The 12,288-nt window shown below is 40.0% G+C and carries 11 protein-coding genes and 1 other annotated feature; of the genes, 8 read left to right on the top strand and 3 right to left on the bottom strand.

Annotation, left to right across the window (positions count from 1 at the left end):
* Positions 1–40 precede the first annotated feature (40 nt).
* Positions 41–847 carry a cytochrome C assembly family protein gene (locus CWB78_RS03725; RefSeq protein WP_010391302.1) on the bottom strand — a complete coding sequence of 269 codons (807 nt, stop codon included), beginning with the start codon at positions 845–847 and terminating at the stop codon, positions 41–43.
* A 223-nt stretch (positions 848–1,070) separates the two neighbouring features.
* Here CWB78_RS03725 and ffh point away from each other — a divergent pair, with 223 nt between their 5' ends.
* The 7 genes from ffh (at position 1,071) to tyrA (ending at position 7,184) form a co-directional block, all read left to right on the top strand.
* Positions 1,071–2,450: a signal recognition particle protein gene (ffh, locus tag CWB78_RS03730; RefSeq protein ID WP_138594264.1), complete on the top strand. Its 1,380-nt coding sequence runs from the start codon at positions 1,071–1,073 to the stop codon at positions 2,448–2,450.
* 261 nt (positions 2,451–2,711) lie between these two features.
* On the top strand, positions 2,712–2,960 hold the full coding sequence (gene rpsP, locus CWB78_RS03735) for a 30S ribosomal protein S16 (RefSeq protein WP_008114468.1): 249 nt from the start codon (positions 2,712–2,714) through the stop codon (positions 2,958–2,960).
* 17 nt (positions 2,961–2,977) lie between these two features.
* Positions 2,978–3,514, top strand: coding sequence for a ribosome maturation factor RimM (rimM, locus tag CWB78_RS03740; RefSeq protein WP_008114470.1), 537 nt, complete (start codon positions 2,978–2,980; stop codon positions 3,512–3,514).
* Positions 3,514–4,281: a tRNA (guanosine(37)-N1)-methyltransferase TrmD gene (gene trmD, locus CWB78_RS03745; RefSeq protein ID WP_013464494.1), complete on the top strand. Its 768-nt coding sequence runs from the start codon at positions 3,514–3,516 to the stop codon at positions 4,279–4,281. The genes rimM and trmD overlap by 1 nt, the downstream gene beginning before the upstream one ends.
* Positions 4,282–4,314: 33 nt before the next feature.
* A complete protein-coding gene (gene rplS, locus CWB78_RS03750; RefSeq protein WP_008114473.1) occupies positions 4,315–4,674 on the top strand; it encodes a 50S ribosomal protein L19 in 360 nt (119 codons plus the stop codon).
* A gap of 191 nt (positions 4,675–4,865) precedes the next feature.
* Positions 4,866–5,735, top strand: coding sequence for an MYG1 family protein (locus tag CWB78_RS03755; protein WP_010391312.1), 870 nt, complete (start codon positions 4,866–4,868; stop codon positions 5,733–5,735).
* 315 nt (positions 5,736–6,050) lie between these two features.
* Positions 6,051–7,184 carry a bifunctional chorismate mutase/prephenate dehydrogenase gene (gene tyrA / locus CWB78_RS03760; RefSeq protein ID WP_138594266.1) on the top strand — a complete coding sequence of 378 codons (1,134 nt, stop codon included), beginning with the start codon at positions 6,051–6,053 and terminating at the stop codon, positions 7,182–7,184.
* A 54-nt stretch (positions 7,185–7,238) separates the two neighbouring features.
* Here tyrA and CWB78_RS03765 read toward each other — a convergent pair whose 3' ends face one another.
* On the bottom strand, positions 7,239–8,396 hold the full coding sequence (locus CWB78_RS03765; RefSeq protein WP_076921530.1) for a chorismate mutase: 1,158 nt from the start codon (positions 8,394–8,396) through the stop codon (positions 7,239–7,241).
* A gap of 43 nt (positions 8,397–8,439) precedes the next feature.
* Positions 8,440–8,555 (bottom strand) — a sequence feature (Phe leader region).
* A 195-nt stretch (positions 8,556–8,750) separates the two neighbouring features.
* Between CWB78_RS03765 and CWB78_RS03770 the strand changes: the two genes are divergently transcribed.
* On the top strand, positions 8,751–11,753 hold the full coding sequence (locus CWB78_RS03770) for a bifunctional diguanylate cyclase/phosphodiesterase (protein WP_138594268.1): 3,003 nt from the start codon (positions 8,751–8,753) through the stop codon (positions 11,751–11,753).
* A 14-nt stretch (positions 11,754–11,767) separates the two neighbouring features.
* Here CWB78_RS03770 and CWB78_RS03775 read toward each other — a convergent pair whose 3' ends face one another.
* Positions 11,768–12,097 (bottom strand): SUI1 family translation initiation factor, encoded by a 330-nt coding sequence (locus CWB78_RS03775; RefSeq protein ID WP_008114484.1) that lies wholly within the window; start codon positions 12,095–12,097, stop codon positions 11,768–11,770.
* Between the last annotated feature and the right edge of the window lie 191 nt (positions 12,098–12,288).

A 12,288-nucleotide genomic window follows, 5' to 3' on the forward strand; every position in this document is an offset into this window, starting at 1 on the left:
ACCAATGCGTATTAAGCTAGAGTGAGCTTTCAGAGTCAAGTTAAAACTTATTCAGGACCACTTCTTGTATAAAACGACTACCAAAATAAGCGAGTGTGAGTGTAAAAGCGGCAATCATTATACTAACTACCACTACTTTTCCTCGCCAACCACGTTTGACATGGCCAACTGCAATTGTGGCAAAAATGGCCCAAGCAACTAGGGATAAGATTGTTTTGTGAATAAACTCTTTGGCAAACATGCCATCGAGAAATACAAAACCAGTGATCAGCGCCACACTTAATAATACGGTGCCTAAGTTTAATAACTGGTAAAGTTGACGCTCTACAACCATCAGAGGTGGCAAGTGACTGTGAACTATTGCTAGGTCTTTTCGCTTTAAGCGCTTATCAATAAAATAAAATTGCACACCATATAAAGTCGCAATAATTAAAATACAGTAAGCCAATAACGACAGTGATATATGCGCAACTAGTGCTAGTTCTACATTAATACTTTGTAATAAAACGTGATGAGGGATAAATAAGCTAGAAATGGTTAAAAGCGCAGCAAAGCCATAAACAACAGGTAGTAACAAGGTTGCGGGAAACTTCAAAGAAACAGTGGTGACACACAGCACGATAATCCAGCATGTCAGTAATGCCACATTAACAATACTTAAATCTTGCCCATCAGCCCTAAATACCGAATTTACTAAAAGCAGCATGTGCGCCAAAATAGCGACAGTACTGAGTATAATAGTAACTTTTTGGCTCGGGCCCTGACGGTGAAACAATCGCGAAAGCACGTGAGACGTTGCTAACACATAAAATAAACTGGCAATAATAGTTAAACTAATAATCAGCATTTTGCTTTGGCCACTTAATTGAAGTCAAATAATTCGTGTTCGTTATGTGGCCATTGTATTTTATAGCAAAGCAAATGCATAGACCCTGTAAAAAGAAACTCAATAAGCAGCATTTCAGCACTGTATTGTATGCCACCATTTACGGTATACTATTTCTAATTGAATTTTAATAACATCGACCTTATTAATAGAGTTGATTTCAACGTCTTTTCGGAACCGTTACATGTTTGAGAACCTCCAAGAACGATTAGGTAAAACCCTAAAAAATATTAGTGGCCGTGGCCGCCTAACTGAAGACAACATTAAAGATACACTTCGTGAAGTGCGAATGGCATTTTTAGAAGCCGATGTGGCGTTGCCTGTTGTTCGCGAGTTTGTAAAACAAGTTAAAGAACGCGCAGTTGGTATTGAAGTTACTAAAAGCTTAAGTCCTGGCCAAGTATTTATAAAAATTGTTCGTGAAGAACTTGAAAAGGCCATGGGTGAAGCTAATGAAGAGCTAAGCCTTAACGCGCAACCTCCGGCTGTTGTGATGATGGCGGGCCTTCAAGGTGCTGGTAAAACAACCAGTGTGGGTAAACTGGCTAAGTTTTTAAAAGAGCGCAAGAAAAAATCTGTGCTGGTAGTGAGTGCCGATGTATACCGTCCTGCGGCAATTAAGCAGTTAGAAACATTAGCAACAGAAGTAGATGTAGAATTTTTCCCAAGTGACATTTCACAAAAGCCAGTTGATATAGCACAAGCTGCTATTTCTCACGCGAAAAAGAAATTTATTGATGTGGTATTAGTTGATACTGCAGGTCGCTTGCATGTTGATAATGACATGATGGATGAAATCAAAGCGCTTCATGGTGCAATTAATCCAATCGAGACTTTATTCGTTGTTGATGCAATGACAGGTCAAGATGCTGCAAACACCGCGAAGGCGTTTGACGAAGCATTGCCTTTAACCGGTGTGATTTTAACTAAAACAGACGGTGATGCCCGTGGTGGTGCTGCGTTATCTATTCGTCATATTACCGGGAAACCTATTAAGTTTATGGGTGTTGGTGAGCGAACTGACGCACTTGAACCTTTCCACCCTGATCGTATCGCCTCACGTATCTTAGGCATGGGTGATGTACTTTCATTAATCGAAGAAGTCGAGATGAAAGTAGATAAAGAGCAGGCAGAAAAAGTAGCGAAAAAAGTATTTAAAGGTGATGGTTTTACACTGGATGATTTTGCTGAACAATTAAAGCAAATGAAAAATATGGGCGGCATGATGTCGATGCTTGATAAACTGCCAGGCATGCAAAACATTCCAGATGCAGTAAAAGGCCAGATGGGCGATAAAACCTTTATTCAAATGGAAGCAATTATTAGCTCTATGACTAAAAAAGAGCGTGCACGCCCAGAGATCATTAAAGGTTCGCGTAAAAAGCGCATTGCAGCGGGGTCGGGTACTCAAGTACAAGAGATCAATAAGCTGCTTAAGCAGTTTACCCAAATGCAAAAAATGATGAAAAAAATGAAAGGCAAAGGTGGCATGCAAAAAATGATGCGTGGCATGAAAGGGATGTTACCACCGGGAATGATGGGCGGCGGTGGCCCGAAATTTTAATAATTTAACCTTTAATATCTCCAATGCGAGATAAAAAGCAATCAATAAAGAGGCAAATTGCCTCTTTATTGTTGAATAAACTATGCACAGAATAGCTTGTTCACATGCTTTTTCTTCTTGGATCACGGTTTAATCTACTAAACTGCCTTTTTGCATCACTTCTTACTTGCATTGTTGCTAAAAACTCGTACAATTCACCGGCTCCCCATACTGGGGAGTAAATCTTATTAATGAAAACAGTCAATCTATTTAGAGGACGGTATGGTAACTATTCGTTTGCAACGTGGTGGCGCTAAAAAACGCCCTTTCTATCAAATTGTGGTTGCGGATAGCCGTTTCTCGCGTGACGGTCGCTTCATCGAGAAAGTAGGTTTCTTTAACCCAATCGCTTCAGGTCAAGAAGAAAAACTTCGTTTAGATTTACCACGTGTTGAGCACTGGTTAGGTCAAGGCGCAGGTCTTTCAGATCGTGTAGCTAAATTAGTTAAAGACGCTCGTAAAGCGGCTTAATAGGCGTAAGTGTAACCATGAGTCAAGAGAACACCTCATCAATAATTGTCGTAGGAAAGCTCGGCGCCCCATATGGTATAAAGGGCTGGCTTAAGGTGCATTCATTTACTGATGATCCCCAAGGGATCTTCGATTTCAGCCCGTGGTTGATAGGGCAGCAAGGTAAATGGCAATCCTTAGAAGTGGTCGACTGGCGTCGCCACAACAAAGGCTTTATCGCTAAGTTTGCGCAAGTAAATGACAGAGACCAAGCAATGGCTTATACCAATGTTGAAATTTCTGTGGATTCAGCGCAGCTACCAGAATTACCGCAAGGTGAATTCTATTGGCGAGATCTCATTGGCATGTCGGTTGTAACTGATAAAGGTTATAACTTAGGCATTGTTGATGACCTTATGGAGACAGGCTCAAATGACGTACTGGTTGTGAAAGCAAACAGTAAAGATGCATTTGGTCAAGCAGAACGTTTAATTCCTTTTTTAACTGATTCAGTTATTCAAGAGGTTAAATATGATGCGAAAGAAATTACTGTAGATTGGGATCCAAGCTTTTAATGAGTCAAACAAGTTCGTTGTGGGTAGGGGTTATCAGCCTTTTCCCGGATATGTTTGATGCAATTACAACGCAAGGTGTAACCGGTCGCGCTGTTAAAAAGGGTTTAATCGACTTTAACTGCTGGAATCCACGAGACTATGCAACTGATAAGCATAGAACCGTAGATGATCGTCCTTACGGGGGCGGGCCCGGCATGTTAATGATGGTTGAGCCGCTTAAACAAGCCATTCTTGAAGCCAAACAGGCTGCAGGGGATGGTGCAAAAGTAATTTATATGTCGCCACAAGGGCGCAAACTAGATCAGCAAGGGGCTAGCGAACTCGCAAGCTCTGAAAAACTGATTTTAATTGCCGGTCGCTATGAAGGTATAGACGAGAGAATAATAGAATCGTACGTTGACGAAGAATGGTCAATTGGTGATTTTATTTTGAGTGGAGGTGAACTACCTGCCATGACATTAATTGACGCAGTAGCTCGATTAGTGCCAGGGGTTTTAGGACACAACCAGTCAGCAGAGCAAGATTCATTTTCGGATGGCTTGCTAGATTGTCCTCACTATACACGGCCAGAAACATTGGACGACAAACAGGTGCCTGCTGTATTACTCAGCGGAAACCACCAAGAGATAGCAAAATGGCGGCTTATGCAGTCATTAGGTAGAACTTGGCTTCGCCGTCCTGACTTGTTGCATAACCTAGCTCTGACTGAGGAGCAAGCGGTATTACTCGCGAAATTTCAGCAAGAGTACCAAAAAGCTTGTGGCTAGAAGACAGTTACACCTAGGAAAGTGAGAAACATAATGGCAAAAGTAAACCAAAATATTATTAAAGCGCTTGAAGAAGAGCAGCTTAAAACAGACGTACCTGCATTCGGCGCTGGTGATACAGTAGTTGTACAGGTAAAAGTAAAAGAAGGTGCTAAAGAGCGTCTACAGGCCTTTGAAGGTGTTGTAATCGCTAAGCGTAATCGTGGTCTTCACTCAGCATTCACAGTTCGTAAAATCTCGAACGGTGAAGGTGTTGAGCGTGTATTCCAAACGCACAGCCCTCTTATTGATAGCGTAACAGTTAAGCGTCGCGGTGCGGTTCGTCGTGCTAAGCTTTACTATCTACGTGAGCGTTCTGGTAAATCTGCACGTATTAGAGAAAAACTTAACTAATACGCGCTGTTTATCAACGCAAAAAAACGGGTTGCAACCTTTGGGTTGCAACCCGTTTTGGTTTTAATGCTATTGCGGTTTTTATATCGCTACATTCAAAAACCAATACACACCTTAACCTGCATGCGTTAAAGTGTGGTTCACTTCAAATCACAATATCTTCTCACTTCTTGCAAAAATGATGTACAAAAATGAATGATAAAACGATAGTTACACACAACGGCAATTTTCACGCAGATGATGTTTTTAGTATCGCTGCACTTAAAATTATTTTTCCTTCTTTTACCCTGATCCGCACACGCGATAATGCGATTATTAATGACGCCGATGTGGTTATTGATGTTGGTGGTCAATATGACCCAGAAACTAACCGGTTTGATCATCATCAGCGTGGCGGTGCTGGCGCTCGTGAAAATGGTATTCCTTTTTCGTCATTTGGCTTGGTGTGGAAAAAATATGGCTTAGCAATATGTGATGATAACCAAGATGTGGCGAATGCGGTGGATGCAGGGCTTGTATCAACTATTGATGCCATTGATTGTGGTCATGTTGAAGGGGTTGCTACAGGCATTAGCTTAAGCCAAACAATTTCTATGTTTAACCCAACATGGGAAGAGGAAAGTGATTTTGATGCTGCTTTTGATCAAGCGGTTGAATTTGCACACACTTTACTGATTCGTTTTGTAGCTTCTGCCCGAGGTGGTTTAAATGCTAAAAAGATTGTTGCTCAAGCAATAAAACAAGCTGATGATCCTCGATTAATCGTATTAGAGCGCTATACTCCGTGGAAAAAAACCGTACATAGTTTATCTGATGAGGCATTATTTGTCGTTTACCCATCTCATTCTGGCAAGTGGATAGTGCAAACGGTGCCTGCAGAATTAGGCTCTTTTGAAGACAGAAAGTCATTACCTGCACCATGGGCAGGATTATCAGACGATGAATTTCAAGCGGTAACTGGTATCGATGATGCTATGTTTTGTCACAATGGCTTATTTATCGCTGGCGCAGAATCATTCGACAGTATTATGTCGCTTGCGGCTATGGCATTAGAATACTAATAGTTCTCCTTAACCGCTCGCCGGTTACTTAATAAAAGTGGCTTTAGCCACTTTTTAAGATTCTCTACTTAACCTGAACCTACGTAAATTCAATGTAGTTAGCGCTGAAATAGCTGCTTGAGATAGATTTATTATCTAGCGTTTAGGTTACTTACTATCGTTTCCACCTTGGTTTTAGTTGAACAACTGATAGTGATCTTTTCAATAATTTGCCTTTTAACCCCTAACGTATCCTGTTAGTATTTATCGTATTGATTAGTTTACTTTTTTGTAAGTTTTAATTTACGATTTTGCTTTTTTGGATGGAATGAGAACGTGGCAGAGATAAGTGATTTAGCGCAGCTAAGAACAAGTATAGATGAATGCGATGCGCAACTGGTTGCCTTACTTGCAAAACGCAATGGTATTACCCAACAAATAGGCGCAATAAAACAACAAACTGGCGCGCCATTACATGCACCCGATCGAGAAGCAGATTTATTAGCTGCACGACGTCAAGAGGCTATTAATCAAGGTGTAAATCCTGATTTAGTCGAAGACATTCTCAGACGCATGATGCGTGAAGCTTATCAAAATCAACAAGCCAAATTAGCCTGTGCCGACCCACAATTATCGCCAATTGTTATTGTTGGTGGTGAAGGGGCAATGGGGCAGTTATTTGCAAAACAATTTCAGCGTTCGGGTTACGAAGTCAAAATTTTAGATAAAGCGCAGCAATCACAGGCAGCGGATATTCTAAAAGGTGCAAAACTGGTGATGATCAGTGTACCAATAAATGCTCTTGAAACAGTTGTTAACGCGCTTCCAAAGCTTGATGATGATTGTTTGCTGGTTGATATTACATCAGTTAAACATGCACCATTAGCTGTGCTTAAAAAAGTACATAGTGGGCCAGTTGTTGGTTTACATCCAATGTTTGGACCTGATATTTCCCATTGGGTGAAACAAACCGTGGTGGTGTGTGAAGGGCGTAGTCATGAGGTGGCACAAGGGTTATTAAAACAGCTACAAATATGGGGTTGTCAGTTGGTTGAACTTGAGGCCAAAAAGCATGACGAAGCAATGCAAATTATTCAGGTTATGCGTCATTTAACCACCTTTGTGTACGGTCAGTTTTTAGCAAAACAGGGACACACACTCGCCGAGCTAAGAAGTTGTTCATCACCTATATATCAGTTAGAGCTAATGATGGTTGGCCGTTTATTTGCGCAATCGCCAGAGTTATACACCGATATTATGCTAGCGCAATTTGATAATGTAGAAAGCTTATTAGCGCAGTATCAGTCTTTGTTTTCGCAAACGCTTGAAAAGCTAAAAGCAGGGGATAAGTCCGCATTAATTGATGCTTTTGCTGATGCAAAATCTTATTTCTCAGATTCAACGGCGCACTTTTTAACCCAAAGCCGTAGTTTATTAAATAAAGCGAATGATGCGAAAGTACTTGATTAAAAAGAATAGCTCCGTGAAAAGAAAAGGGCCGCTAGGCCCTTTTTTAATATTTTGTTAGCTTTCTACGCTCACAGCTTGTAAAGACTCGCTTTGGTAACAACCAAGTACACGAACATATTGAGTGTGCTGTTTGAGCTCCTCCAATGCATGCTTCACTTGGTTATCGATTAAGTTAGCCTCCAAGTCCACATAAAATACTTCTTCCCATGGGTTACCAGGAGTAGGTCGAGATTCTAGTTTCACTAAATTAATATTATGCTGTTTAAAAATCATTAACGCATCGGCAAGCGAACCGGCCTGCTGCTTGGTTGACATAATTAAGCTAGTTTTAGTCGGGATTTGAGTTGATACTTGCAGTGGTTTTCGGGCAACCACAATGAAGCGACTGTGATTTTCTTTTTGATTGGCAAGATTCGCCTTGATCACTTCAAGGCCTACATTTTTCCCTGCTTGCGCAGAGCCGATTGCTGCGCTGTTCGGTGTTTCAAGAGCTGATTTTAATGCACTTGATGTTGAATCGCAGGTTTCATGCTGAAGTTCGCCAAGGCCCTGTAAAAAGCGGCTACACTGGGCAAAGGGTTGCGGATGTGCAAAGACTTTAGTTAATTGGTTCAGCTCAGTTCCTGGGGCTGCTAATAAGCAATGCTCAACGCTATGAGTAACTTCACCGACAATAGAGACTTGTGCATGCTGCAGCAAATCAAATACTTCATTAATACTACCTGAGCTAGTGTTTTCGATAGGCAGTAAGCCAAAGTCGGCTTGACCTTTTTCTACTTTACCAGTGATTTCTTCAAATGAGGTACAACCAATTTCAACTAATTTACCCGGGCGACGGCTAAAATATTTATGACATGCAAGCTGACTATAAGAGCCTTGACCGCCTAAATACGTTACGCGATGGGTTTCGCTCAGTGCATCGGGGTTTAAATTCTTTTGAAGCATGGCTTGTTGATGCAATACTGAGTCTTCTAATATCGTTTGAAACACGTTGTTAACGTAGTAAGCGTCAAGCCCTAACGATTTGCCATAGCCTATAAGTTTTTCGAGCAAAGCCAGTTCACGGGCCTCATCACGAATGGGTTTATTATTTGCAATTTTATATTCAACTACGCCATGACTAATGCGGCGTCGCTTTGCTAGTAAAACAAGTAAATCGGAGTCGATTTCATTTATATCGTGCCTGAGAGTATCAAGTACATCGTTGCTCATTTGGTTTTCCTCATTCCAAAAATATCACTGATTTTGCAGTGAAAATAAAAAAGCCTCCCAGTTGGGAGGCTTTACTATTCGATTGATTTTATCTCACAAACAGGGAAGCCTCTTCTATATAAAGAAGCTAAAAAAAGAAAAAAAGGCGTGTGAGTAATTTATATTCATACCCTTAATGTATGAAGTGTCACTCCCAATGTCAACAAGCACTTACCTGACGCGGCTTTTTTACCTAATATGTGTACAAAAGGTGTTGTTTTTTAAAAGTTTATAAATAATTTATAATTCTGATTTAAGTTCTGGTATATTTCTATTACTTGAAAAAATAATAATTATAAATAAGGTTGGCTTTTTGTGTATCGACGCCCTCCATCTCGATTTGGCATAAACTCACTTAGTGTAAAGTTATCATTGTTGATCTCTGGTATCTGTTTAGTGGCTGGCATTTGTGCGGCTGCATTAATGCTCAAGTCAGAAGAAAAACAGCTTGTTTTTGAAGAGCATGAGGTATTAAAGCAATCAAATGAATTATTAATAAACCAGTTTAATAACCTGATAGCCACCAAAGTTAAAATAGCAGAGCAAGCTAATATTGTTGTTAGCGAGCAGTTATTTGAGGGGCAGTTGTCATTTAAAAATAATACTGCACCGACAATGCAGCTCACCAATGATGGCTCAGTGCGCAGTGCATCACCGGATGGGCTATCAGCCGCGTTTATCCCTCAAACTGCATATTCTCCTTTTTATAAACAGCTAATTGCTGATTCTGAATCCCTTTGGAAAGTTATTTCTCCTACGTTAATTCAAGATTTCTATAATTTTTATCTTATAACTGAAGATAACTTTATTCGTGTCGCACCGCCAAACTGGGCGCTTAATGTGCCTGGAAATTATACATTCAACCAAAGTGATAGCTTCAATTATGCGAAGTCTTTAACTAACCCACAACGAGAGCCTCAATGGTCAAAAGTTTACTATGATGAAGTTTGGAATAAATGGGTAGTCAGTTTAATTGTTCCCATTTATCAAGATGATGAGTTTTTAGGGGTTACCGGTAGCGATATTTCACTAAACTCACTCATATCGCAATTACCCGTCGGTGGAAAGGAAAAACACTTAGTTGTGTTTGATAAACAAGGACAGCTATTAGCACATCCGAACTTAACCTCTGAAAATTATAAAGAGTACGGAGAGGCAGGCAAAAAGCTATTACCAGATGACTTTATTTCTCCAGAACTAAAGCGCGTTATTGATAACGCAGGGCAAATACAATTACCAGAATATGCCGATTCATTTTCATTAAATGATGAAGACTACATTATAAATATCCATAAAGTTGAAGGTGTAAACTGGTATGTGGGTGTATATAAAAAGCGCTCCTCAACGTTATCGGCATTGAAAGACTTAAAGCTTAAGTTTTTTGGCCTATTTATTCTGTATGCCATTTTAGTTGCTTTATTATTACACCAAGCACTTTACCAATTGGTATTAAGACGCTTACATTCATTGGTTTATGCAGTTACTAACTTTGGTAAAGGCCAGTTAGAGATTGAGTTTCCAAAAGAAAATAAAGATGAAATTGGTACGCTTAATGGTTCATTCAAAGATATGACCATTGAAATTCGCAAACTCATTGACGGCTTAAACCAGCGCATAATAGAAAAAGAAATCGCAGAGAAAGCTGCAAATCGCTTGTCTAAAGCGGTTGCGTTCTCGGGTACAGGGGTGGTGATCACCGATGAAAATTTTGTCATTGAATACGTTAATCCAAAAATGTTAGAGATGACTGATTTTGTCGAAAATGATTTCTTGCGTCAGCCATTACTGACAATTATTGCCAATGAAATGACCATGTTGGTAGAGGATATTGACATTGATTTGCGTAATCGTAATTACTGGCGAGGAGATACGCTTATTGAAGCGCAAAACAAGTCGCCAATATGGGTATCGCTTAGTGTGTCACCTATTCGAGAAGACGGTGGTAAAATAACCAGTTACGTGGCATCAGCGCAAGATATTTCGTTTGTGAAAGAAAGCCAACGAAAAATGGAACAGCTCGCTTACTTTGACACACTAACCGGGCTTGCTAACCGTACATTCTTTAGAATGCAGCTCAGGAAGTCGATGGCGCTTGCTGAGAGAGGGCGTTACTCGTTTGCTTTATTTTATTTTGATCTGGATGAATTTAAGCGTATTAACGATACTTTAGGTCATGATGCGGGTGATCAGCTGTTAGTTGAAGTGGCAACACGCTTAAAACAGCGCTTACGAGCAGAAGATACCATAGCCCGTTTAGGTGGGGATGAATTTGCTGTTTTACTCAGTGGTATTGAACATCAAAAAGAAGCATCTGAAGTCGCTGACACCATACAAAAGACCTTAAACCAGCCGATAAAACTTGGCAGCAATGAAGTAATTGTCAGTGCAAGTATTGGGATCACCTTAGCACCATTTGATAGCCTAGAAGAAGATCAGTTACTAAAGCATGCCGACTTAGCCATGTATGAGGCCAAAGCCAAAGGGCGTAACACTTTCCATTTTTATAGCCAAGATCTAAATGCGGCAGCTAATGAACGATTATTCCTAGAAAATGAATTGCGTCATGCGATTAAAGAAAAGCAACTCACGCTACATTACCAGCCACAAGTTGATTGTCGCGATAATAGCGTGGTGGGATATGAAGCATTACTTCGTTGGTTCCATCCTACGCAAGGGTTTATTCCTCCGACTAAGTTTATTCCGATAGCTGAGGCAACGGGTTTAATTGTAGAGCTCGGTAAATGGGTGCTACAACAAGCGTGTGAGTTTACGAAGCGACTAGAACAACAAGGTAGAGCAAGTAATATGTCGATCAATCTGTCAGCAAGACAGTTTAAAGACGCAAGCTTAGTGCCTATGCTGAAAAAAATAATTATCGAGACGCAGATTAATGCTAAAAGTCTGCATCTTGAATTAACCGAAAGCATGCTGATGGGGAATGTTGAAGCAGCTATTGATCAGTTACATCAACTTAAAAAGTTGGGTATCTCAATTTCTATTGATGACTTTGGTACGGGTTATTCTTCACTGAGTTATCTTAAGCGTTTCCCTGTCGATATTCTTAAAATTGACCGCTCGTTTGTCAAAGATATACCTGAGGATGATAACGACATGGAGATCACTGCGGCCATTATTGCTATGGCACAAAAGCTGAAGCTTGATGTAGTTGCCGAAGGGGTCGAAACAATCGAGCAAGTTGAGTTTTTACAAAATAATAATTGTTTTATTGTTCAAGGCTATTATTTTAGTAAGCCAGTGGCTGAGGATGATATTCCCACATTATTTGATCAATTAGCAGCGCTAAAAATTATTAAATAAGCAAGAATTGCGGGTTAACCACCCGCAATTTTTACTTTAAATTTTAATCCCTCTAAAATCGCTTTTAATTTGTCGCGATCATCACCTTGTACTTCAATAACACCTTCTTTTACTGCGCCCCCTTGGCCCATCTTACTTTTTATTGTTTTTGCTAACTTTTTCAAATCATGCTGTTGTGGATCAAGACCAACAACCAGCATTACACCTTTACCTTTTCGGCCTTTGGTTTGACGTTCTATGCGAATTGACCCGTCTTTAAATAGTTTTACATCCAGTTCTTTTTCTGGCTTTGGCTGATCAATTCGCCCTGTTGCTGTTGAATACACTAAGTGACTATCACTCATAATTAACCTACTTAAGATTGAATATAATAATGCGGCAAATAATAACAAATTTGTGAAGCAAAGGCGTAATTTTTGCACCTAAGCTGAACACCTTTTAATGCCCCCAAAGATAAAGCAACCAGTTTAAATACCGCAATTATATCTATGAATAAAAGTGTTTAAAGATTTTAAAAAAGCGCTTTAAATTGGCT

This window comes from Pseudoalteromonas sp. S1612, assembly GCF_005887175.1.
Taxonomy (GTDB): Bacteria; Pseudomonadota; Gammaproteobacteria; order Enterobacterales; family Alteromonadaceae; genus Pseudoalteromonas; species Pseudoalteromonas undina.

Excerpts from the sequence above, each read along its gene's own strand:
- CWB78_RS03725 (WP_010391302.1), bottom strand. The coding sequence starts at position 847 with ATGCTGATTATTAGTTTAACTATTATTGCCAGTTTATTTTATGTGTTA.
- ffh (WP_138594264.1), top strand. The coding sequence starts at position 1,071 with ATGTTTGAGAACCTCCAAGAACGATTAGGTAAAACCCTAAAAAATATT.
- rpsP (WP_008114468.1), top strand. The coding sequence starts at position 2,712 with ATGGTAACTATTCGTTTGCAACGTGGTGGCGCTAAAAAACGCCCTTTC.
- rimM (WP_008114470.1), top strand. The coding sequence starts at position 2,978 with ATGAGTCAAGAGAACACCTCATCAATAATTGTCGTAGGAAAGCTCGGC.
- trmD (WP_013464494.1), top strand. The coding sequence starts at position 3,514 with ATGAGTCAAACAAGTTCGTTGTGGGTAGGGGTTATCAGCCTTTTCCCG.
- rplS (WP_008114473.1), top strand. The coding sequence starts at position 4,315 with ATGGCAAAAGTAAACCAAAATATTATTAAAGCGCTTGAAGAAGAGCAG.
- CWB78_RS03755 (WP_010391312.1), top strand. The coding sequence starts at position 4,866 with ATGAATGATAAAACGATAGTTACACACAACGGCAATTTTCACGCAGAT.
- CWB78_RS03765 (WP_076921530.1), bottom strand. The coding sequence starts at position 8,396 with ATGAGCAACGATGTACTTGATACTCTCAGGCACGATATAAATGAAATC.
- CWB78_RS03775 (WP_008114484.1), bottom strand. The coding sequence starts at position 12,097 with ATGAGTGATAGTCACTTAGTGTATTCAACAGCAACAGGGCGAATTGAT.